This window comes from Mycolicibacterium chubuense, assembly GCF_001044255.1.
GTDB classification, from domain to species: Bacteria; Actinomycetota; Actinomycetes; order Mycobacteriales; family Mycobacteriaceae; genus Mycobacterium; species Mycobacterium chubuense.
Genome location: NZ_JYNX01000063.1, coordinates 16,224 through 36,533 on the forward strand (window position 1 = coordinate 16,224; position 20,310 = coordinate 36,533).

The window sequence follows — 20,310 nt, forward strand, 5'->3', positions numbered from 1 at the left end:
TCGGGCCAGGGACAATCGGGGCATGGATGCGCCGGTCAGGGTTCGGATCCTCGGCGTCGGGATGGGGCCTGAGCACGTGACGTACGAGGTCGCCGAGGCGCTGCGGACGGTTGACTACGTTCTGGCCGCCAAGAAGTCCGACGACGATCCGCTGCTCGCGCTGCGCCGCGCGATCGTCGACGCCCACCCCGGTCCGCGCGGGCCCGCCGAGGTGATCGCGGTGTCCGACCCGCCGCGGGACCGCTCGACCGGGCTGAGCACCCCGGGTTACGAATCTGCCGTCACCGACTGGCACGACGCCCGGGCGCAGCGCTACGCCGAGGTGTTGCGCCGCCGCGGCGGCACGGCCGCGTTCCTGGTGTGGGGCGACCCGTCGCTGTACGACTCGACGATCCGCGTCGTCGACAAGGTGCGCGCTCTCCTGCGCGGACAGGTCGACGTCGACTACGACGTGCTGCCCGGCATCAGCGCGCCCTCGCTGCTGGCCGCCCGGCACCGCATCGTGCTGCACGAGGTCGGCCGGTCGGTCCACATCACCACCGGCCGGCGACTGCAGGAGGCCGTCGGCGCCGGCGTCGACAACCTCGTCGCGATGCTCAACCCGCCGCCGCAGCGCCTCGACTTCACCGGCCTGCACGACTGGACGATCTGGTGGGGCGCCAACCTCGGCGCCTCCGGGGAACGTCTGCTGACCGGGCGGCTCGGCGACGTGCTGCCCGCGCTGCCCGAGGCCCGGGCCGCCGCCGAGGCGGTCGACGGCTGGGTGATGGACCTGTTCCTGCTCAGGAAGCCCTGATGGCCGGGCTGCTGATCGCCGGCACCACCAGCGATGCGGGCAAGACCCTGGTGACCACCGGGCTGTGTCGGGCCTTGGCCCGCCGCGGTATCCGGGTCGCGCCGTACAAGGCGCAGAACATGTCGAACAACTCGATGGTCTGCGCCGGGCCGGCCGGCGGCGTGGAAATCGGCCGCGCGCAATGGATTCAGGCCGTGGCCGCACGGGTCGCGCCGGAGGCGGCGATGAACCCGGTCCTGCTCAAGCCGGGCAGTGACCGGCGCAGCCACGTCGTACTGATGGGTAAACCCTGGGGCGAGGTGTCGTCGTCGGACTGGCTCGAGGGCCGGCGCGCGTTGGCCGTGGCCGCCCACACCGCCTACGACGACCTGGCGTCACGCTTCGACGTCGTCGTCGCCGAAGGCGCCGGCAGTCCGACCGAGATCAACCTGCGCGCAGGCGATTACGTCAACATGGGACTGGCCCGCCACGCCGGGATGGCGACGGTCGTGGTCGGCGACATCGACCGCGGCGGGGTGTTCGCGGCGTTCCTGGGCACCGTGGCGCTGCTGTCCCGCGAGGATCAGGACCTGGTCGCCGGCTTCGTCGTCAACAAGTTCCGCGGCGACCTGGCACTTCTGCAGCCGGGCCTCGTTGATCTGGAAAAGCTCACCGGCCGAACGGTGTTCGGAACTCTGCCCTGGCAACCCGACGTCTGGCTCGATTCCGAGGACGCGCTGGAACTCGCCGGCCGGCGCTCACCGCGGTCAGGCGCCCGCCGGGTCGCGGTCCTCCGGCTGCCGCGCATCAGCAACTTCACCGACGTCGATGCGCTGGGTCTGGAACCCGATCTCGACGTCGTTTTCGCCTCGCACCCCAGCGCTCTGGCCGATGCCGACCTCATCGTGGTGCCGGGCACGCGGTCCACGGTCGCCGACCTGGCCTGGCTGCGTTCCCGCGGACTCGACCACGCCGTGCTGGCCCACGCCGCTGCGGGCAAGCCGGTGCTCGGCATCTGCGGGGGTTTTCAGATGCTGGGCCGGACGGTGCGCGACCCCGCGGGCGTGGAAGGGACGGCCACCGAGGTCGACGGTCTCGGTCTGCTCGACGTCGAGACCGATTTCGTTGCAGAGAAGGCACTTCGGCTACCCACCGGTGCATGGGCGGGGACGCCGGCGTCCGGCTACGAGATCCACCACGGCCGCATCACGGCGCTGAGCGCCGCGGAGGAGTTCCTCGGTGGCGTGCGCCAGGGCCCCGTGTTCGGGACGATGTGGCACGGCGCCCTGGAGGGCGACGCGCTGCGCGCGCGGTTCTTGGAAGAGACGCTCGGCATCGCCGCGTCCGGGGTGTCCTTCCCCGACGCCCGCGAGCGGCGCATCGACCTGCTCGGAGACCTGGTCGAGCAACACCTCGACGTCGACGCGCTGCTCGATCTCGCCCACCGGGGTGCGCCGGCCGGCCTGCCGTTCCTGCCGCCGGGTGCCCCGTGAGGATCCTGCTGCTCGGCGGCACCGCCGAGGCCCGCGAGCTCGCCGAGAAGCTCGCCCCGCTGGGGGAGGTGACGACGTCGCTGGCCGGCCGGATCGCCGACCCCCGCCTGCCTGTCGGTGAGGTCCGCATCGGCGGTTTCGGTGGCGTCGACGGCTTGCGTTCCACGCTGGCCGAGTTCGACGCGGTCGTGGATGCGACGCATCCGTTCGCGAAGACGATCTCGCGGAACGCGATGGAAGCCTGCGGCGCCGGCGGCGTGCCCCTGCTGCGGCTGGAACGGCCCGGCTGGGCTGAGCGCTCGCGCGACTCGTGGCACTGGGCGGACTCCCACGATGACGCCGCCACGCTGGCCGCCCGGCTGGGGCGCCGGCCGTTCCTGACCGTCGGGCGACAGGAGCTCGCACGCTTCCTCCCCGCCCTGAGCGGACACGACGTTCTCGCCCGCGTGGTGCAGGCTCCCGACGACGTGCTGCCGCCGCGGTGGCGCCTGATCACCAGCCGGGGCCCGTATGCGCTGCCCGGGGAGCTGGCGTTGATGCGCGAGCACCGCAGCGACGTGTTGATCACCAAGGACTCCGGTGGTGAGTACACCTGGCCGAAGATGGACGCCGCGCAGCAGCTCGGGGTCCCCGTCGTCATCGTGCGCCGCCCCGCCCGCCCGCCCGGGGTCGCCACCGTCACCGACGTCGCCGACGCAGTGGACTGGGTCCGCGCGCTCTCTACGATGACCCGGTGAGGATCCTCGTCACCGGCGGCGTCCGGTCCGGCAAGTCGCGGCACGCCGAAGCGCTGCTGGCCGACGCCGGTCGCGTCACCTACGTGGCGCCCGGCCGCGCGGCCGACGGCAGCGATCCCGACTGGGACGACCGCGTCGCCGCGCACCGCGCCCGGCGCTCACCCGACTGGCAGACCGTCGAGACCGCTGACCTCACCGGCACCCTCGCCGCCGCCGCCGGACCGGTACTGGTCGACTGCCTGAGCACCTGGGTGGTGGCCGTCATCGACGACGAGGGCCTGTGGGAGGCGAGGTCGGTCGACGCCCACGACCTGGTCGGGACGCGGGTCGACGCGCTGTGCGCAGCGCTGGCGCAGGTGCCGCAGGCGGTGATCGTCACCAACGAGGTGGGGCTCGGCGTGGTGCCGTCGCACCGCTCGGGGGTGTTGTTCCGGGACCTGCTGGGCACGGTCAACCAGCGCGTCGCCGAGGTCTGCGACGAGGTGCACCTGGTGATCGCCGGCCGCGTGCTCCGGCTGTAGCGCACCTCAGCGGGCGCGGTAGGTCTCCTGATGGACGACCGAGTCCAGGGAAGTCCTTGCGCGCCAACCGAACCGCTCGAGGTCGGGCACGTCGGGCAGCTCGGCGACCGCCCCGACACACAGCCATGCGACGGGACGGACATGGTCGGGCATGCCGATCAGCCCGCGCAGAAAGTCCTCGCGGTAGAACGACACCCAGCCGACGCCGAGGCCTTCGGCGGTGGCGGCGAGCCAGAGGTTCTGGATCGCGCACACGACCGAATAGAGCCCGGCATCGGGAATCGCGTGGCGGCCGAGCACCTGCGGTCCGGCGCGCGTCGCGTCGTACCCGACCACGACGCCCAGGCCGGATTCGCAGATCCCCTCGATGGCGATGCGCGAGAACGTCTGCGCACGTTCGCCGTTCAGTGTAGAGGCGAACACCTCGCGTTCGGCGGCGACGTGCTCGCGAAACGTGCGCAGGGTCTGCGGGGAACGCACCAGCACGAAGTCCCACGGCTGGCTCATGCCGACCGACGGCGCGGCGTGGGCGGCGAGCAGGACCCGCTCCAGCACGTCGTCGGGGACCGGCTCGCCGGTGAACTCCCGGCGCGTGTCGCGGCGCCGGCCGATCACGTCGTACAGGTCGGTCACGGGCGGGCCGAGCGGTCGCGGGCGGGGTCGTAGAGATGGCTCTCGCCGGCGCAAGGGTCCGGCCGGTCGGCCAGGGCGCGGCCGACGAGGATGACCGCGGCCCGCCGGAATCCAGCGGCCTCGACCGCGTCGGCGATGTCGGACACCGTGCCGCGCAGCACCGTCTCCTGCGGCTGGGAGGCGCGGTACACCACGACGACGGGGCAGTCGGAACCGTACTGGGGTACTAGTTCTGCCATCAGCTCGCGGATCCGGGTGACGGCCAGGTGTAGCACCAACGTGGCACGGGTCGCCGCGAACGCGGCGAGTGACTCGGTGTCGGGCATCGCGGTCGAGCGCAGCTGGGTGCGGGTCAACACCACCGACTGCGCGACGAGGGGGACGGTGAGTTCGCGGCCGACGCGGGCGGCCGCGGCCGCGTAGGCGGGCACACCGGGGGTGACGGTCCACGGCACGGCCGCCGCGTCGAGCCTGCGGGTCTGCTCGGAGACCGCCGAGTACACCGACGGGTCCCCGGACACGAGCCGCACGATGCGGCGCCCGGCACGATGGGCGGTGACGAGGCGGTCGACGATGGCGTCGAGGTCCAGTTCGGCGGTGTCGACGAGTTCGGCGGTGGGGGAGCAGTGCGTGAGCACCTCGGGGTCGAGATAGCTGCCCGGGTAGAGCACGACGTCGGCGTCGGCGAGCATCCGCGTGGCCCGCACCGTCAGCAGATCCGCGGCCCCCGGGCCGGCGCCGACGAACTGCACTGCGGGGTCGTCGTCCATCGTTGAAGCAGTCTAAGTCCCGCCGCCAGCCGTCAGTGCGACGAACCTACTGTCGGGTGAGCGAGCGGTTCCGCGTCGACGAGCCCGCCGATCCGGCCGGTGGCGCGCGCAGCGAGCGGGCTGATCGCGGCGACCACGGCGAACAGCGTCCCCACCGCCACCGCGCCCGAAGCGCCGCGCGCATCGGCGGCCATCCCGGCCGTCGCGGTGCCCAGTGCGCCCCCGACCAGTGCGGCGCTGTGCAGCCAGCCGAACGCCTCGGTGGCCACGCTCTCGTCGGTGTCCTGGGACACCATGAAGTACAGCGCCGACATCGCGGGGGCGAATCCCAGACCCGACACGAACAGCGCGCAGAACTGCAGCACGAGGACATGGGTGAGCCCGAACAACGCCGTTCCCACCGCCACGACGGTCAGGGCGGCGACGATGCCGCGCAGCCCCAGGCGGCGGTGTCCCCACGTGAGTCCGCCGACCACCGAGCCGACGCTCGCCAGCGCGATCGCCGCGCCCGCGGTCATCCCGTCGCCGCTGAGCTGGGCCACCACCCCGACCTCGAGCGCCGTGAAAGACCCGACGAGTGCGCACCCCGCGACCATGGCCAGCAGCACGCTGCGGCGGGCCAGCACCCGGCCGCCGGCGCCGGTGCGCGGCCCGCCCCGGGGACGCAGCCCTCGCGCGCTCACCAGGAACCACGCCGTCCCCGCCAGGGTGATCGCCGCCGACACGATCAGCGGCAGCGCGGTCGAGACCAGCGTCGACAGCGTCATCGCAGCGACCGGGCCGACCACCCAGATCACCTCCTGCGCGGTGGTGTCGAGGGCGAACAGCGCCCGCACGCCGTCGCGGGGCAGCATCTGCGGGTAGAGCGCCCGGACCACCGGCATCAGCGGCGGCACGGACGCGCCCACGAGCAGCCCCAGCGCCATCAGCGGGACACCGGAGGCCGTGGTGACCGCCAGCGCCAGCATGCTCAGCCCGTTGACCACCGCGCAGACCACCAGCGTCGGCGCCGTTCGACTGCCCCTGCCGGCGAGTTTCGAGGTGGCCGGCATCGCGACCGCTTCGCCGACCGTCAGGCACGCCACCACGGCACCGGCCTGCGTATACGAACCGGTGTGGTGCTCGACGTGCACCAACACGGCGAGCGACAGGATGCCCAGCGGTAGCCGCGCGAACAGCTGCGCGGCCGTGATGTTCAGGACGCGCGGCACCCGGAACAGAGCACGGAAGGTCCGCATGCCCGGACTGTACCGTCCAGACGGTGCAGTAAACCACCGAGTTTTAGGCTGACCCCATGTCCTCGCGCGATCGCATCCTCGATGCCTACGCAGACCTGCTGGCGGAAGAGGGTGAGCGGTTCGCCACCATCGACGCGGTGGCGGCACGCGCCGGGGTGTCCAAGGGCGGCGTGCTGTACCACTTCCCGTCGAAGGACCAGCTCGCGGCGGCGGTGTGCGAACGGTTGACGGTCTTGGCCGCCGAGGACGCGCAGGTGATGCGCACCGCCGCCGAAGGCCCGGCCCGCTACTACGTCCGGTCCTCCCACTACGCGGGCACGCCCTTGGATCGGGTGCTGGTGGCGGTCTCCCGCCTCCGGCAGGCCGGCGACGCGCGGGCCTGGGCGGCGATCGAGGCCGCCGCCGAGGAATGGTTGACAATCCTGCACGAGGCGATCGGCGACCTGGACACCGCCCGGGCCGTCAAGTTGATCGGCGACGGCCTCTACTACAACGCGCTGCACCGCGCGCTGGGCGGGCAACCGGCCCCGTCGGCCGCGGACGAGGGCTTGCTCGCCGTGATCGATCGGATGATCGCCTCGGCAGCCGGGTCCTGAGCACTCATCCGCGCGGGGCCGCCGTCGTCCCGCGCACGATCAGCGTCGGCTCCAGCACGACGTCCGACGTCCGCGGGGCACCGTCGACGAGCATCTGCACCGCGAGGTCGACGGTGTTGCGGGCGATCTCGGGTGCGTCCTGGTGGATCGTGGTCAGATCGATGCGCGGGTTCTCCGACAGCCGGTTGTCGTCGTAACCGACCAGCGAAACCTGTTCGGGCACAGCAATACCTGCACGGGTGAACACGTCGAGGATGCCGAGTGCGCAGCGGTCGTTGCCCGCCAGCACCGCCGTCGGCAGCGACGGTTCGGCCAGCATCGCGCGCGCGGCGGCCGCGCCCGCCTCCTCGTTGTGCGCCCCGGGAATCACCGTGATCTCGTCGGCCAGGCCGTGCGCGCGCATCGCGGACTTGTACGCCCGTGACCGGTCTGCCGAGCCCGGGTCGGTGCCGCCGTCGACGTGGTGGATGCGGCGGTGACCCAGCCCCACCAGGTAGTCGACCGCCTGCCGGATCCCCTTGGCGTCGTTGGTGCGCACCGTCGCCAATGGCGTGTTCGCGGTCAGCCCCGGCAGTCGCCGGCAGGCCACCACCACCGGACCCCGCGTCGCGAGCTCGCGGAAGAAGGCCGGCTCCTCGTTGGGGCCGAGCAGGATGAGCGCCCCGCAGCGGTGGCTGAGCAGTGAATCCACCACCGCACCCTCGGTACGATCCGGCAGGTTCGCCGACAGCAGCACCTCGTAGCCCAGATGTTCTGCGGCAGGGTAGATCTCGGTCACCAGCTCGGCCTGGAAGAGCTGGCGTACGTCGGTCATCACGCCCAGGGTGCGGCTGCGCCCCTGGGCCAGCAGACGTGCCGCAGAGTCCGGCCGGTAGCCGATCTCCCGGGCGATCGCGAGCACCCGCTGCCGGGTTTCCGCGCTGGCGCCGGGTTTGCCGTCGAGGATGAACGACACCAGCGTGCGCGACACCCCCGCGCGTTCGGCGACGTCGGCCATCGTCGGACGGCGTGGGCGGGGTGTGCTCACAGCGGGATCCTCCACAGGAGTGACGGTTGACACGTTCACGGGGCGCGGTTCATAGTAGACCTCACGCGCGTTACTAACGCGCGTTAGTCGAAGAGGCGAGGTGGCTCGGGCGTCTCGTCGTGGATCACTGAGAGGACTCCCGTATGAGCACCATCCGCGTCGGCTCCGCCCCTGATTCGTGGGGCGTCTGGTTTCCCGACGATCCACAGCAGACGCCGTATCACCGCTTCCTCGACGAGGTCGCCGAATCCGGCTACGAGTGGATCGAACTGGGCCCCTACGGATATCTGCCCACCGACCCGGAGAAGCTTCGTGCCGAGCTCGGCTCGCGCGGCCTCAAGCTCTCGGCCGGCACCGTGTTCGAACATCTGCACCAGGACGATTCCTGGGATGCCGTGTGGACCCAAGTCGAGGACGTCGCCCGGTTGACCGCCGCGGTCGGCGGCACGCATGTGGTCGTCATCCCCGAGATGTGGCGTGATCCGTCCAGCGGTGCGGTCCTCGAGGACCGGGTCCTCACCGCCGAGCAGTGGCGCAGGAAGACCCAGGGCATGAACGAACTCGGCAAGGCGATGTTCGAGACCTACGGTGTGCGAGCGCAGTACCACGCCCATGCCGACTCTCACGTCGACACCGAAGAGAACGTCTACCGGTTTCTCGACGGCACGGACGGCGAGTTCGTCAACCTGTGCCTCGACACCGGTCACATCTCCTACTGCGGCGGGGACAACATCGCGATCATCCGAAGGGCACCCGAACGCATCGGCTACCTGCACCTCAAGCAGGTCGACCCCGAGGTACGAGCCAGGGTCGAGGCCGAGGACCTGCCGTTCGGGGAGGCCGTCAAGCTCGGCGCGATGACCGAGCCCCCGCGCGGAATTCCCGACATGCCATCACTGCTCGCCGAGATCGAGCGCCTCGGCATCGACGTGTTCGCGATCGTCGAGCAGGACATGTACCCCTGCGAGGTCGACGCTCCGCTGCCCATCGCCCAGCGCACCCGCAGCTACCTCGGGTCGTGCGGGATCCCCTCCGTCACCTTCCGTTAGGAGCCGAAAGTCATGTCCGACCTGCGCATCGCCGTCCTCGGCGTCGGAGTGATGGGCGCCGACCACGTCGCCCGGATCACCTCCCGCATCTCCGGCGCCCGCGTCGCCGTCGTCAACGACTACGTGGCCGAGAAGGCCGAGCAGGTGGCCGCCGGCATCCCGGGGTGCCGCGCCATCTCCGATCCACTCGACGCGATCGCCGACCCGGACGTCGACGCCGTCGTGCTCGCCACCCCGGGGCCGACGCACGAGAAGCAGCTGCTGGCCTGCCTCGAGCACCGCAAGCCGGTGCTGTGCGAGAAGCCGCTGACCACCGACGTCGACACCTCGCTCGAGGTGGTGCGCCGCGAGGCCGAGCTGGGCACGCGCCTGATCCAGGTCGGATTCATGCGCCGTTTCGACGACGAGTACGCCGGCCTCAAGACGCTTCTCGACGGCGGTGAGCTCGGCACCCCGCTGGTGCTGCACTGCGTACATCGCAATCCCGCCGTCCCGGACCACTTCGATTCGGTGATGACGGTGCGGGATTCGCTCGTGCACGAGGTGGACGTGACCCGCTTCCTGCTCGGTGAGGAGATCACCTCGATCCAGATCGTCACGCCGACGCCGAATCCGGCTGCGCGCGAGGGTCTGTTCGATCCGCAGATCGCGATCATGCGCACAGTCAGTGGTAAGCACGTCGACGTCGAACTGTTCGTCACCACCGGCGTCGCCTACGAGGTCCGCACCGAACTCGTCGCCGAAAAGGGCAGCGCGATCATCGGTCTCGACGTCGGCCTGGTCCGCAAGAGCGCCCCGGGAACCTGGGGCGGCACCATCACCCCGAGCTTCACAGAGCGCTTCGGCCGCGCCTACGACACCGAGATCCAGCGGTGGGTCGACGCCGTGCAGTCCGGTGGCGCCACGGGGGTCTACACAGACGGCCCGACCGCATGGGACGGCTACGCCGCCACCGCCGTCTGTGAAGCGGGCGTGCGCGCCCTCCAGACGGGACAACCCGTCGCGGTGGACATGGTCGACCGCGCCTCGATCCCGGGAGCCTGACAACAGTGAAGATCGCCCTCGATCCGACCCCGTTCCACCACGACCACTCGCTGCTCGAGTTCCCGGCGCTGGTCGCCGAATTGGGCTACGAGTACCTGCAATTGACCCCGCATCGGGACTTCATCCCGTTCTTCAACCATCCGCGCGCCGACGACGCGCTGGTCGCCACGTTCCGCAAGGCGTGCGCCGACGCCGGGGTCGGCATCGCGTCGGTGCTGCCGGTGCTGCGCTGGTCGGGTCCCGACGAGGACGCGCGGGAGGCGGCGGTGCGCAACTGGAAGCGCGTCGTGCAGATCACCGTCGACCTCGGCGTCAACGTGATCAACACCGAGTTCTCCGGACGGCCGGAGAAGGCCGAGGAATCGGAGCGGGCGTTCTTCCGGTCGATGGAGGAGCTCGTGCCGATCTTCGAGCGGGAGGGCATCGACGTGCGCATCGACCCGCACCCCGACGACTTCGTCGAGGACGGGCTCGAGGCGGTCCGCATCATCCGCGGCGTGAACTCGCCGAACATCGGCATGGTCTACGTCGCCTGCCACGGCTTCCACATGGGCGGCAACATGGCAGAGATCATGGCCGCCGCGGGCGAGAAGCTGCGCCTGGTCCACGTCGCCGACACCATGGATCACCACCGCAGCCACGGCCTGCGCTACATCACCAACCCGCCGGGCAACCCGGTACGGGTGCACCAGCATCTCAAGATCGGCGACGGCGACGTGAACTGGGACGAGTTCTTCGGCGGACTGGCCAAGCTCGGCTTCTACGACCGCGACGACACCGTGATGGTGTCCAGCGTCTTCGCCGAAGACGAAGTAGCCCATGATGTCTCGCGCTACCAGCTCGCCACGATGACCGAGTACGTCAACACATACCGCTGACCCGCCGAAACTGTATTCCACGCGCCGAATGCACGGAATACACCACGAGGAATACAGTTTCGGCACGTCGGACGTAGGATCGCCAGTGTTGAGAGCAAACGGAAACACAATGCCGCCGAGCGGCGTCGCCTCCTGTGCGACGCCGCGATCGAGCTGCTCGCCGACGAGGGTCCGCGCGGGCTGAGCCACCTGAAGGTCGACCGGCATGCCGGGCTGCCCGACGGCACGACGTCGTTCTACTACCGGACCCGCGCGGCGCTGCTGCACGGCGTCGCCGACCAGCTGGTGCGCTACGACGCCGAGGCCTTCACCGAGGCGTTCAAGGACGCACCCAACAGCACCGGCACCGCCATCGCCCGCACGCTGGCCGGCCAGATTTTGGCGATCCGCGAGGAGCCGCAACGCTCCCGCACCCGCGCCCGGCTCGAGCTGACGATGTCGGCCCGTCGCGACACCGGGATCGCCTCGGAGTTCCAGCAGATGGCCGACAGCTACCGGGCCCTGGCCGAGCGTCTGGTCGTCGCGATCCAGACCGGCAACGGCGCCCCCGTCGACCGCGCCCTGTGCGACGAGCAGACCTCGGTGCTGCTGGCCTACCTCGGCGGGCTGGTCTTCGGGTTCGCCAACGATTCACCTGATTCGATGAGCCGCGACGACATCGCCCGGCAGATCCGCGCGGTCATCCTCGGCGTGGCAGCGGAGCGGGGCCCGGGTCACACCCCGAGCAGCGACTCCAGCGGCGTGCGGGCGAAGTAGATCGCGAACCCGACGGCGGCCACCCACAGCAGCGGGCTGATCTCGCGCACCTTGCCGGCCGCGGTGCGCATCACCACCCAGGAGATGAAGCCGACCCCGATGCCGTTGGCGATCGAGTAGCTGAACGGCATCACCGCCACGGTGAGCACCACCGGCAGGGCGACCGAGAACTCCGACAGGTCGATGTGCCGCAGGTGCGACACCATCATCGCGCCGACGATCACCAGCGCCGCGGCCGCCACCTCGGTGGGCACGATCGAGGCCAGCGGCGAGACGAACATCGCCGCGAGGAACAGCACGCCGGTCACCAGGTTGGCCAGCCCGGTCCGGGCGCCCTAGATCGGAAGAGCACACGTCTGNGACCCGTGGCGATGTATCCGGCCGATTCGGCCAGTCGCAGTGGCACCCTCGACGATCAGCGCGGACTTCAACCGGGGGAACGTGCCCTGGGCGTCGGAGAGTCCCGCTTCACGGGACAGGCCCGTCATCGTGCCCATCGCGTCGAAGAAGTTCGCGAACACCAGCGTGAAAATCAGGATCACCGCGGCGATGACGCCGATCCGGCTGAAGCTGTTCAGGCTGAAGTCGCCCACCAGGCCGAGATCCGGCACCGCGAACGGCGACCCCGACAGCGTCGGCACCGACAGCGACCAACCGCCCGGCTTCTCGGTCGCCGAACCGAGGTGCCAGATCGCCTCGATGACGACGGCCACGACGGTGCCGGCCACCAGGCCGATCAGGATGCCGCCCCGGACCCGCCGGGACACCAGGATGCCGGTGAGCAGCAGCGTGAAGACGAACACGAGCGTCGGCACCGTGGTGAGCGAGCCGAGTCCGCCCGCGCCCAGCCCGACCGGCGGAGAGGCCAGTTTGGTCGAGGCGATGAACCCCGAGTCGACCAATCCGATGAACAGGATGAACAGGCCGATGCCGGCGGTGATCGCGAGCTTGAGCTGCATGGGCACCGCATCGAAGATGAGACGGCGCAATCCGGTGACGGCCAGCAGCACGATGATCACGCCGTTGATGACGACCAGGCCCATCGCCTCGGCCCACGTCAGTTGGCCGACGACCGTGGTGGCCAGGAACGAGTTGATGCCCAGGCCCGCGGCGAACGCGAACGGTAGCCGCGCGATCAGTCCGAACAGGATCGTCATCGTGCCGGCCGCCAGTGCGGTGGTCGCCGACACCTGCGCGAAGTCCAGCGACTGGCCTGTGACGTCCTTCGGGCTGGACAGGATGATCGGGTTCAGCACGACGATGTAGGCCATCGCGATGAACGTGACCAGCCCGCCGCGGAGCTCGGTGCCCACGGTGGACTGGCGGGCCGTGATCTCGAAGAAGCGGTCCACTCGGTTCATGCGCGGCTCTCAGTACCGGGGAGCGGGCGGTGGCGGCGGCGACACCGGCAGGCAGAGACCGGTCTGCAGATCCAGGGCCTTGCCGGGCAGGCAGAACGGGGTGCAGCCGTAGATCACGCCGGTCTCGCCGGGCGGACACGATCCCGGCGGCTGTGCGGAGGCGGTCTGCGGCGCGGGGCCGGCGAGCATGGCCAGCGGAACGGCCACGGCCGCCGCGGCGGCCGCCGCCACCCCCAGAAGTCGTTGTGTCGCAGTCACTTCCCGTCCCCTCTCAACGTGGCATGCCGGTGGCAACGCGCGGCGCGGCCTTGTCGGGCGCGACGTCGAGCACCAGCTCAGCGACGCGGGCCCGGTGGTCCTCTGCGCTGCCGAGCAGCGCGGCATCGGTGTAGGCCCGCTTGTAGTACAGATGGGCCTGGTGCTCCCAGGTGAAGCCGATGCCGCCGTGCACCTGGATCGTGTCGTTGGCCACCCGGGTGAACGCGGCCGAACACATCGCCTGGGCGATGCTGACGGCCAGCGCGGGGTCGTCCGAGCCGTCGGTCAGCGCCCAGATCGCGTGGTACGCGGTCGATCGCGCATGCTCGACGGCGACGAGCGCGTCGGCGAGGCGGTGCTTGACCGCTTGGAAGGAGCCGATCGGGCGGCCGAACTGCAGCCGGTTCTTCGCGTAGTCGACACTCAGATCGAGCAGGTGCTGCGCCGCGCCCACCTGCTCGACGGCCAGCAGTGCCGAGCCGACGTGCAGCGCGTGGGCGATCACCCGGTCCGCTTCCTCGGGCCCGGCGATCAGCTGCCCGGGCGCGTCGACCAGGCCGACCGTCGCCTGCGGACGCGTAGGGTCCAACGTCGTCAGCGGGATCCGTTGCACCCCAGGGTGATCGGTGTCGACAGCGAAAAGCGCAGTGCCGTCCGGGGCGTCCGCGGCGACCAGCACGACGTCGGCGGCCCCGGCGTCGACGACGCGCTCGACGGTGCCGGTGAGTGTCCACCCGTCGCCGTCACGGGCGGCGGTGACGTCCCCGATGGCGAAGGCGGCGGTGAGTGTCCCGTCGGCCAGCGGACCGAGCAGCTCGGAAGTCTCGGATGCGGCGACCAGCGCGGGGATCGCCAGATAGACCGTGCCGAACAGCGGTCCGGGCGCCAGCGCGGCGCCGAGTTCCTCGACCGCCACCGCCTGGTCGATCAGCGTGCCGCCGACCCCGCCGGCCGACTCGGGCACGGCCAGGCCCAGCACGCCGAGCTCCGAACCCAGCCTTGACCAGACCTTCGCGTCCCACGGCGGATCGGAATCCATCGCCGAGCGGATCACCCGCTCGTCGACGTACTCGGCGCAGAAGCCACGCACCGCGGCCCGCAACTGCTGCTGTTCGTCGGTGAACACGAACTCGTCGCCCGCAAGCTCCTCAGCCACGCGGGATCTCCTTCCACGCCATTCCTGCATCCGCCCGCAGGTCGCCCGGCAGTCCGAGCACCCGCTCACCGAGGATGTTGCGCATCACCTCTGAGGTCCCGCCTTCGATGGTGTTGGCCCTGCTGCGCAGGAACCGCTGTTGGATCGGTCCGCGGTAGTCGTCGGGGTCGCCATCGGAGTTCCGGCCCATTCCGTAGCCGTCGTAGAGAACGCCCTCGGGGCCCAGCAGGTCCATGCAGAACTCGTAGATGTGCTGGTTGAGTTCGGCGCCCACGAGCTTGCCGATCGAGCCCTCCGGTCCCGGTCCGCCGATCGTCGCCGTGGCGCGGGAGCGTTCGGAGGTGAGTCGCTGAGCCTCAGCGCGCAGCCACAGGCTGGTCAGCCGGTCGCGCAGCACAGGAGTGTGCAGGTCCGGACGCGACGCCCACAGCGTCACCGCGTCGGAGATCGTGCCGGCGCCGCGCCTGCTGCCGCTCGCGCCGAGCGCGCTGCGCTCGTTCATCAGCGTGGTCATCGCGACGCGCCAGCCGTCACCCACGCCGCCGAGCCGGTGGGTGTCCGGGATGCGGGCGTCGCTGATGTACACCTCGTTGAACTCCGCATGCCCGGTCATCTGCCGCAGCGGGCGGGTCTCGACGCCGGGGGCGTGCATGTCGAGCACGAAGTAGGTGAGCCCCTTGTGCTTGGGCAGGTCGGGATCGGTGCGGGCGAGCAGCAGCCCCCACCGGGCGCGGTGCGCGAGGCTCGTCCAGACCTTTTGGCCATTGACGATCCAGCTGTCGCCGTCGGGCACCGCCGATGTGGCCAGGCCCGCGAGGTCCGAACCGGCGCCCGGCTCGGAGAACAGCTGACACCAGATGTCCTCGGTGGTGGCCAGGGGCCGCAGCAGCTGGCGGCGGACGTCGTCGGTCTGGGCGTGTTCCCGCACCGTCGGCGCGGCCATGCCGTAGCCCATCGGATTCAGCCCCAGCGGCACGGGGCCGCCGGCACCTTGGAGGATGCGGTCGGCCACGGCCTGCAGGCCCCGCGAGACGCCCAACCCACCGAAACCTTCGGGAAAGTGCACCCAGGAGAGGCCGGCGTCAAAACACGCGCCGAGGAATTCAGGAATCGGCACCGTACGCGGATCGTGTTCCGCGACCACCCGGTGCGCGGCTTCGGCTACCCGGTCAGCATCGACGGCAGTGCCCATGAGAGCACCTTAGCGATCCCGGGTAGAACGTCTAGCCGGCAGTCAGCGCGAAGCGCTGGGCCTCGAACCTGTGGCGACGCTGGAGGAGGTACCGGAGCCAGCGAACATCAAGTAACACAGTGATCCTTACGCAGTCTTGGTGAGAAGAGGAAGCAGTTGACGCCGGGCGACCATCGCGTCGGCGAAGTGATTGAGGGCCTCGGGAACCGAGCCGGCGGCATCGAAGTCGATGCCGTGCGCACGCAGTGTCTGCTCGACCGGGCGACTGGCCACCATCGACCACTCGACCCCGGCGGCGCTGCAGGCGTCGTCCACGGTGAACAGGAGTGAAATCGCTTCGGTGTCAAACGAAGTGATCTCGCTGAGGTCGAGCACGAACGGCTTCTCCGCAAGCACGAAGCGGCGCGTGTACTCGGTGGCGCGGGCGATGTTGGCATCGCTGAGCGCGCCCCTGATCGTGACCACGGTGGCCAATTGGCGGCAGTGCGCACGAATGTCGGCGCCACCGCAATCAAACGTCGGATTGCCGTACATCGCCGCCTCCCTCGATCAAGTGCTGATCCAAGCCCGTCGTCGGGCCTGACATGACTCAAGGTAGTGAGCCAATTTAAGGCGGTGGGGAGTAACGACTAATACTTCGCTAAGAACTGCTTTCAGGGCCGCCAGCAAACTCGCCGGTAACTTTCATCCGCGGCGCTGCTGCTGGGAGCCGGTGTAGCCCACCCAGGGGTTGTAGTCGGCCAGCAGATCCTCCTGGGGTGGCCGCTGCGCCTCGGTGACGTGCTCGAGGTTGATCCGGATGCGGTACCAGATGGAGCTGGGGCCGCGCATACCGTCGACGAGAATGTCTGTCGGCTCGAGCTTTTCGGCGGCCTCCGGGTGCTTGTCCCGCCACTGCGCGAGGGCGGCCATCGCCTCGTCCTTGGTCTTGGTGCGGGCCACTTCGATCAGAGGCTTGGTCGATCGGCGCCGGCCGTCGGTCGAGCGGTGCGCGCCCCGCGGGGCCTTCTCGGCCGGGCCCAGCCGTTCGGCCAGTTCGAGCAGCGACTCCAGTCCGCCGGCCGTGTCGTCCATGCCCTCCCACGGGTCGCCGTGCTCGGCGAAGCGGCGCGGCACGCTCGAGATCGTGAACCTCTCGGGCCGGCATCCGGCGACCTCGTCCCAAAACAGCGGCGTCGACACCCGTGCGTCCGGGGTGGCGCGCACCGAGTAGGCCGACGCCACGGTCCGGTCCTTCGCGTTCTGGTTGAAGTCGACGAAGACGCCGTGGCGCTCTTCCTTCCACCATCGCGCGGTGGCGGATTCGGGAGCGCGGTGTTCGACCTCCCGGGCGACGGCCTCGGCGGCCAGTCGGACGAGCTTGAACGGCCAGCGGCGGTGGATGCGCGCATAGATGTGGAACCCGCGCGAGCCCGACGTCTTCGGCCAGGCCACCAGGCCGTGGTCCTCGAGCACCTCCCGCGCGACGAACGCGACGTCGAGGATCTGTCGCCATCCCACCCCGGGCATCGGGTCGAGGTCGACGCGCAGTTCGTCGGGATGCTCCAGGTCGTCTGCGCGCACCGGGTGGGGGTTGAGGTCGACGCACCCGAGGTTGACCGCCCAGATCAACCCGGCCGGGCTGTGCAGCACCGCCTCCTTGGCCGACGTGCCCGACGCGTACTTCAGCTCGGCGACGTCGACGAAGTCGGGCCGCTTCTCGGGGGCCCGCTTCTGGAACACCGCCTCCTCGGCGATGCCCTTGACGAATCTCTTGAGGATCATCGGGCGGTCGGCGACGCCGCGCAGCGCCCCCTCGGCGACCGCGCTGTAGTAGTCCATCAGGTCGCCCTTGGTCACCCCGAGGTCGCCGAAGACGATCTTGTCCGGATTGGTGATCGGCCCCCGCTGCCCGCCGATCTCGAAAGACTCCCGAGCAGCCATTCCTTCATCGTAGGTTCCCGGCCGCACTGCGACCGTCGTCACATAAAGTTGACCCATGTCCAAGCTCACCGACCTGCCGTCGCAGGCGTTCGACAAGGTTCACCAGTCGGTCGGCAAGTACCGGGACCGGGGTACGGCCGAACTCCACTACGCCCGCAAGATGTTCGAGGCCGGCGCGCTGAAACTGGAGCCGCCGCAGGACATCGCCGCGTTCGTCGCGGACATCCGGCGCTGGGGAGAGATCGGCATGATCCCCGCGCTCAACGCCCGCCGCACCCCGCACCGGCCCGCCGTCATCGACGACTTCGGTGAGATGACGTTCAAGGAGCTCGACGACGCTGCCAACGCGGTGGCCAACGGGCTGCTCGCCAAAGGGGTCAAAGGCGGCGACGGCGTGGCGATCCTGGCCCGCAACCACCGGTGGTTCCTGGTGTCGTGGTTCGGCGTGGCCAAGACCGGTGCCCGGATCATCCTGCTCAACAGCGAGTTCTCCGGACCTCAGATCAAGGAGGTCTCCGAGCGTGAAGGCGCCAAGCTCGTCATCTACGACGACGAGTACACCGCCGCGGTCTCGCAGGCCGAGCCCGCACTGGGCAAGCTGCGGGCGCTGGGGGTCAACCCGGACAAGCCCGACGAGCCGTCGGCGAGCACCGACGAGACCCTCGAGGAACTGATCGCGCGCACCAGCTCGAACCCGCCGCCCAAGGTGTCGCGGCACTCCTCGATCATCATCCTGACCAGTGGCACCACCGGCACGCCGAAGGGTGCCAACCGCAGCGCCCCGCCGTCGCTGGCTCCGATCGGCGGGGTGTTGTCGTCGGTGCCGTTCAAGGGCGGGGAGGTCACCTCACTGCCCGCGCCGATGTTCCACGCGCTGGGCTTCCTGCACGCCACCGTCGCGATGATGCTCGGTTCGACATTGGTGTTGCGCAGGCGATTCAAACCGGCCACGGTGCTCGCCGACATCGAGAAGCACAGGGCCACCGCGTGCGTGGTGGTGCCGGTGATGCTGTCGCGGATGCTCGACGAGCTGGACAAGACCTCGCCGAAGCCCGACCTGTCGTCGCTGCGCATCGTGTTCGTGTCCGGCTCGCAGCTCGGCGCCGAACTCGCCACCAGGGCGCTGAAGGAACTGGGCCCGGTGATCTACAACCTGTACGGCTCCACCGAGGTGTCCTTCGCGACCATCGCTGGGCCGCAACATCTCTCGATCAATCCGGCCACCGTCGGCCCGGTGGTCAAGGGGATGAAGGTCAAGATCTTCGACGACAACGGCAACGAGTTGCCGCAGGGTGAGGTCGGCCGGATCTTCGTCGGCAGCTTCTTCCCGTTCGAGGGATACACCGGCGGAGGTGGCAAGCAGATCATCGACGGCCTGCTGTCGTCGGGCGACGTCGGCTATTTCGACGAGAACGGTCTGCTCTACGTCAGTGGCCGCGACGACGAGATGATCGTCTCTGGCGGCGAGAACGTGTTCCCCGCCGAGGTCGAGGATCTCGTCAGCGGGCACCCCGAGGTCGTCGAGGCGACCGCGCTCGGTGTCGAGGACAAGGAGTGGGGCCACCGGTTGCGCTGCTTCGTGGTCAAGGCCGAGGGCGCCTCGATCGACGAGGACGCGATCAAGGCGTACGTGAAGGAGAATCTGGCCCGCTACAAAGTGCCCCGCGAGGTCATCTTCCTCGACGAGCTGCCGCGCAACCCGACCGGCAAGATCCTCAAGCGGGAGCTCCGGGAGCTGGACGCGGAATAGCCGGCGTCGTCGGGTGGTAGTACCCCTTCGTGAACATCGATCTGACAGGCAAGACCGCACTCGTCACCGGGTCCACGCAGGGCATCGGGTTCGCCATCGCCAAGGGGCTCGCCGATGCCGGCGCGCGGGTGGTGGTCAACGGCCGTGACCGCGGCCGGGTCGACGACGCCGTCGCCCGGCTCGACGGCGACGTCGTCGGGGTGGCCGCCGACGTCGCGGACGCCGACGGTGCGCAGGCGCTGCGCGACGAGGTGCCCGACGTCGACATCCTGGTCAACAACCTGGGCATCTTCGGTGCGGTGCCGGCCCGGGAGATCACCGACGAGCAGTGGCGTACCTACTTCGACGTGAACGTCCTGTCGGCAGCGCGGCTGATCCGGCTGTACCTGCCGGGGATGGTGGAGCGTAGCTGGGGCCGGGTGCTGCAGATCGCCAGCGACTCGGCCGTCGTGACGCCCGCGGAGATGATCCACTACGGCGTGTCCAAGACGGCGCTGCTGGCGCTGTCGCGCGGGTTCGCCAAGGACGCCTCGGGCAGCGGGGTGACGGTCAACTCGGTGATCGCCGGGCCCACCCACACCGCCGGTGTGGAGGACTTCGTCTACCAGTTGGTCGACAAGTCCCTCCCGTGGGACGAGGCGCAGCGGGAGTTCATGCGGCTGCACCGCCCGCAGTCCCTGCTGGAGCGGCTCATCGAGCCCGAGGAGATCGCCAACATGGTCGTGTATCTCGCGTCCCCGCTGGCGTCCGCGACCACCGGTGGTGCGCTGCGGGTCGACGGCGGCTACGTCGACGCGATCCTGCCCTGACCGTCGGTCACTCGACGGCGCCGGCCATGATCGCCGAGCCCGGCACCGCGAGGGTGACGAGCATCAACAGCATCAGGAACCAGCCGGCGCCCTGCCACGCCGCCCAGCCGCGCTCGGCCTTCCACTCGCGGTAGGTGCGGATGAAGGCGCCGAGGCCGCCCAGGAACAAGAACGCCGGAACCAGTGAGGCGGCGTAGACGGAGTCGCGGGCGCCGAACGCGAAGAACGCGAACGCCAGCGCGGCCAGCGCGACGACCGCGGCGGTGTAGGCGACCGCCGCGCCCGTCGTCCCCGGCCTGTCGAACCGCTTCTCGGTGAAGTCGCGGTCGTTGGTCATGACTGTG

Annotated in this window: 21 protein-coding genes and 2 pseudogenes; 11 read left to right on the forward strand and 12 right to left on the reverse strand. The window is 70.0% G+C overall.

Features of this window, described 5'->3' with window-relative positions:
- Positions 1-22 precede the first annotated feature (22 nt).
- From cobF to MCHUDSM44219_RS23710, 4 genes are read left to right on the forward strand one after another with little or no spacing between them, the layout of a single operon-like run.
- On the forward strand, positions 23-796 hold the full coding sequence (cobF, locus tag MCHUDSM44219_RS23695; RefSeq protein ID WP_048420721.1) for a precorrin-6A synthase (deacetylating): 774 nt from the start codon (positions 23-25) through the stop codon (positions 794-796).
- On the forward strand, positions 796-2,268 hold the full coding sequence (locus tag MCHUDSM44219_RS23700; RefSeq protein WP_048420722.1) for a cobyric acid synthase: 1,473 nt from the start codon (positions 796-798) through the stop codon (positions 2,266-2,268). The genes cobF and MCHUDSM44219_RS23700 overlap by 1 nt, the downstream gene beginning before the upstream one ends.
- Entirely contained in the window at positions 2,265-3,005 is a 741-nt protein-coding gene (locus tag MCHUDSM44219_RS23705) for a cobalt-precorrin-6A reductase (RefSeq protein WP_048420723.1), read from the forward strand. Before MCHUDSM44219_RS23700 ends, MCHUDSM44219_RS23705 begins: the two co-directional genes overlap by 4 nt.
- Positions 3,002-3,526 (forward strand): bifunctional adenosylcobinamide kinase/adenosylcobinamide-phosphate guanylyltransferase, encoded by a 525-nt coding sequence (locus MCHUDSM44219_RS23710; RefSeq protein ID WP_048420724.1) that lies wholly within the window; start codon positions 3,002-3,004, stop codon positions 3,524-3,526. The genes MCHUDSM44219_RS23705 and MCHUDSM44219_RS23710 overlap by 4 nt, the downstream gene beginning before the upstream one ends.
- Positions 3,527-3,532: 6 nt before the next feature.
- Here MCHUDSM44219_RS23710 and bluB read toward each other — a convergent pair whose 3' ends face one another.
- From bluB to MCHUDSM44219_RS23725, 3 genes are read right to left on the reverse strand one after another with little or no spacing between them, the layout of a single operon-like run.
- Positions 3,533-4,150, reverse strand: coding sequence for a 5,6-dimethylbenzimidazole synthase (bluB, locus tag MCHUDSM44219_RS23715; RefSeq protein ID WP_201778175.1), 618 nt, complete (start codon positions 4,148-4,150; stop codon positions 3,533-3,535).
- A gap of 5 nt (positions 4,151-4,155) precedes the next feature.
- Positions 4,156-4,929 (reverse strand): precorrin-4 C(11)-methyltransferase, encoded by a 774-nt coding sequence (gene cobM, locus MCHUDSM44219_RS23720; protein ID WP_048420726.1) that lies wholly within the window; start codon positions 4,927-4,929, stop codon positions 4,156-4,158.
- Positions 4,930-4,961: 32 nt separating this feature from the next.
- Entirely contained in the window at positions 4,962-6,167 is a 1,206-nt protein-coding gene (locus MCHUDSM44219_RS23725) for an MFS transporter (RefSeq protein ID WP_048420727.1), read from the reverse strand.
- Between the two features lie 56 nt (positions 6,168-6,223).
- Here MCHUDSM44219_RS23725 and MCHUDSM44219_RS31565 point away from each other — a divergent pair, with 56 nt between their 5' ends.
- Positions 6,224-6,763, forward strand: a complete 540-nt coding sequence (locus MCHUDSM44219_RS31565; RefSeq protein ID WP_048420728.1) for a TetR/AcrR family transcriptional regulator — start codon at positions 6,224-6,226, stop codon at positions 6,761-6,763.
- 4 nt (positions 6,764-6,767) lie between these two features.
- Here the strand turns inward: MCHUDSM44219_RS31565 and MCHUDSM44219_RS23735 are convergent, their stop codons facing one another.
- On the reverse strand, positions 6,768-7,760 hold the full coding sequence (locus tag MCHUDSM44219_RS23735; RefSeq protein WP_048420729.1) for a LacI family DNA-binding transcriptional regulator: 993 nt from the start codon (positions 7,758-7,760) through the stop codon (positions 6,768-6,770).
- Between the two features lie 173 nt (positions 7,761-7,933).
- Here MCHUDSM44219_RS23735 and MCHUDSM44219_RS23740 point away from each other — a divergent pair, with 173 nt between their 5' ends.
- The 4 genes from MCHUDSM44219_RS23740 to MCHUDSM44219_RS23755 all read left to right on the forward strand — a co-directional run bounded on the left by MCHUDSM44219_RS23740 (position 7,934) and on the right by MCHUDSM44219_RS23755 (position 11,517).
- The gene (locus tag MCHUDSM44219_RS23740) at positions 7,934-8,839 is read left to right on the forward strand and encodes a sugar phosphate isomerase/epimerase family protein (protein WP_048420730.1); all 906 of its coding nucleotides are present in this window, start codon (positions 7,934-7,936) and stop codon (positions 8,837-8,839) included.
- A 12-nt stretch (positions 8,840-8,851) separates the two neighbouring features.
- Entirely contained in the window at positions 8,852-9,883 is a 1,032-nt protein-coding gene (locus tag MCHUDSM44219_RS23745; RefSeq protein WP_048420731.1) for a Gfo/Idh/MocA family protein, read from the forward strand.
- 5 nt (positions 9,884-9,888) lie between these two features.
- A complete protein-coding gene (locus tag MCHUDSM44219_RS23750; RefSeq protein WP_048420732.1) occupies positions 9,889-10,761 on the forward strand; it encodes a sugar phosphate isomerase/epimerase family protein in 873 nt (290 codons plus the stop codon).
- 153 nt (positions 10,762-10,914) lie between these two features.
- On the forward strand, positions 10,915-11,517 hold the full coding sequence (locus MCHUDSM44219_RS23755; RefSeq protein WP_048420733.1) for a TetR/AcrR family transcriptional regulator: 603 nt from the start codon (positions 10,915-10,917) through the stop codon (positions 11,515-11,517).
- On the opposite strand, the pseudogene MCHUDSM44219_RS31320 reads toward MCHUDSM44219_RS23755, so the two are convergent.
- The 7 genes and pseudogenes from MCHUDSM44219_RS31320 to MCHUDSM44219_RS23785 form a co-directional block, all read right to left on the reverse strand.
- Positions 11,475-11,876 (reverse strand): annotated as a pseudogene (locus MCHUDSM44219_RS31320) (NCS2 family permease); the annotation flags it as partial. The gene MCHUDSM44219_RS23755 and the pseudogene MCHUDSM44219_RS31320 sit on opposite strands and share 43 nt — an antisense overlap.
- 1 nt (position 11,877) lies before the next feature.
- Positions 11,878-12,878: pseudogene (locus MCHUDSM44219_RS23760) on the reverse strand (solute carrier family 23 protein); the annotation flags it as partial.
- Positions 12,879-12,887: 9 nt separating this feature from the next.
- Positions 12,888-13,136, reverse strand: coding sequence for a hypothetical protein (locus MCHUDSM44219_RS23765; protein ID WP_048420734.1), 249 nt, complete (start codon positions 13,134-13,136; stop codon positions 12,888-12,890).
- A 13-nt stretch (positions 13,137-13,149) separates the two neighbouring features.
- Positions 13,150-14,322, reverse strand: a complete 1,173-nt coding sequence (locus MCHUDSM44219_RS23770) for an acyl-CoA dehydrogenase family protein (RefSeq protein WP_048420735.1) — start codon at positions 14,320-14,322, stop codon at positions 13,150-13,152.
- Positions 14,285-15,484 carry an acyl-CoA dehydrogenase family protein gene (locus tag MCHUDSM44219_RS23775; RefSeq protein ID WP_048420736.1) on the reverse strand — a complete coding sequence of 400 codons (1,200 nt, stop codon included), beginning with the start codon at positions 15,482-15,484 and terminating at the stop codon, positions 14,285-14,287. The genes MCHUDSM44219_RS23770 and MCHUDSM44219_RS23775 overlap by 38 nt, the downstream gene beginning before the upstream one ends.
- Positions 15,485-15,610: 126 nt before the next feature.
- Entirely contained in the window at positions 15,611-16,018 is a 408-nt protein-coding gene (locus MCHUDSM44219_RS23780) for an STAS domain-containing protein (protein ID WP_048420737.1), read from the reverse strand.
- Between the two features lie 150 nt (positions 16,019-16,168).
- A complete protein-coding gene (locus MCHUDSM44219_RS23785; RefSeq protein WP_048420738.1) occupies positions 16,169-17,407 on the reverse strand; it encodes a DNA polymerase domain-containing protein in 1,239 nt (412 codons plus the stop codon).
- 55 nt (positions 17,408-17,462) lie between these two features.
- On the opposite strand from MCHUDSM44219_RS23785, the gene fadD2 reads away from it, so the two are divergent.
- Together fadD2 and MCHUDSM44219_RS23795 are read left to right on the forward strand one after the other, a co-directional pair.
- Positions 17,463-19,157, forward strand: coding sequence for a long-chain-fatty-acid--CoA ligase FadD2 (gene fadD2 / locus MCHUDSM44219_RS23790; RefSeq protein ID WP_048420739.1), 1,695 nt, complete (start codon positions 17,463-17,465; stop codon positions 19,155-19,157).
- A 29-nt stretch (positions 19,158-19,186) separates the two neighbouring features.
- The gene (locus MCHUDSM44219_RS23795; RefSeq protein WP_048420740.1) at positions 19,187-19,966 is read left to right on the forward strand and encodes an SDR family NAD(P)-dependent oxidoreductase; all 780 of its coding nucleotides are present in this window, start codon (positions 19,187-19,189) and stop codon (positions 19,964-19,966) included.
- Positions 19,967-19,973: 7 nt separating this feature from the next.
- Here MCHUDSM44219_RS23795 and MCHUDSM44219_RS23800 read toward each other — a convergent pair whose 3' ends face one another.
- A complete protein-coding gene (locus tag MCHUDSM44219_RS23800; RefSeq protein ID WP_048420741.1) occupies positions 19,974-20,303 on the reverse strand; it encodes a hypothetical protein in 330 nt (109 codons plus the stop codon).
- Positions 20,304-20,310: the final 7 nt, after the last annotated feature.

Excerpts from the sequence above, each read along its gene's own strand:
- MCHUDSM44219_RS23735 (WP_048420729.1), bottom strand. The coding sequence starts at position 7,760 with ATGGCCGACGTCGCCGAACGCGCGGGGGTGTCGCGCACGCTGGTGTCG.
- MCHUDSM44219_RS23740 (WP_048420730.1), top strand. The coding sequence starts at position 7,934 with ATGAGCACCATCCGCGTCGGCTCCGCCCCTGATTCGTGGGGCGTCTGG.
- MCHUDSM44219_RS23775 (WP_048420736.1), bottom strand. The coding sequence starts at position 15,484 with ATGGGCACTGCCGTCGATGCTGACCGGGTAGCCGAAGCCGCGCACCGG.
- MCHUDSM44219_RS31565 (WP_048420728.1), top strand. The coding sequence starts at position 6,224 with ATGTCCTCGCGCGATCGCATCCTCGATGCCTACGCAGACCTGCTGGCG.
- MCHUDSM44219_RS23800 (WP_048420741.1), bottom strand. The coding sequence starts at position 20,303 with ATGACCAACGACCGCGACTTCACCGAGAAGCGGTTCGACAGGCCGGGG.
- MCHUDSM44219_RS23770 (WP_048420735.1), bottom strand. The coding sequence starts at position 14,322 with ATGCAGGAATGGCGTGGAAGGAGATCCCGCGTGGCTGAGGAGCTTGCG.
- MCHUDSM44219_RS23700 (WP_048420722.1), top strand. The coding sequence starts at position 796 with ATGGCCGGGCTGCTGATCGCCGGCACCACCAGCGATGCGGGCAAGACC.
- cobM (WP_048420726.1), bottom strand. The coding sequence starts at position 4,929 with ATGGACGACGACCCCGCAGTGCAGTTCGTCGGCGCCGGCCCGGGGGCC.
- fadD2 (WP_048420739.1), top strand. The coding sequence starts at position 17,463 with ATGTCCAAGCTCACCGACCTGCCGTCGCAGGCGTTCGACAAGGTTCAC.
- MCHUDSM44219_RS23745 (WP_048420731.1), top strand. The coding sequence starts at position 8,852 with ATGTCCGACCTGCGCATCGCCGTCCTCGGCGTCGGAGTGATGGGCGCC.
- MCHUDSM44219_RS23725 (WP_048420727.1), bottom strand. The coding sequence starts at position 6,167 with ATGCGGACCTTCCGTGCTCTGTTCCGGGTGCCGCGCGTCCTGAACATC.
- MCHUDSM44219_RS23780 (WP_048420737.1), bottom strand. The coding sequence starts at position 16,018 with ATGTACGGCAATCCGACGTTTGATTGCGGTGGCGCCGACATTCGTGCG.
- cobF (WP_048420721.1), top strand. The coding sequence starts at position 23 with ATGGATGCGCCGGTCAGGGTTCGGATCCTCGGCGTCGGGATGGGGCCT.
- MCHUDSM44219_RS23785 (WP_048420738.1), bottom strand. The coding sequence starts at position 17,407 with ATGGCTGCTCGGGAGTCTTTCGAGATCGGCGGGCAGCGGGGGCCGATC.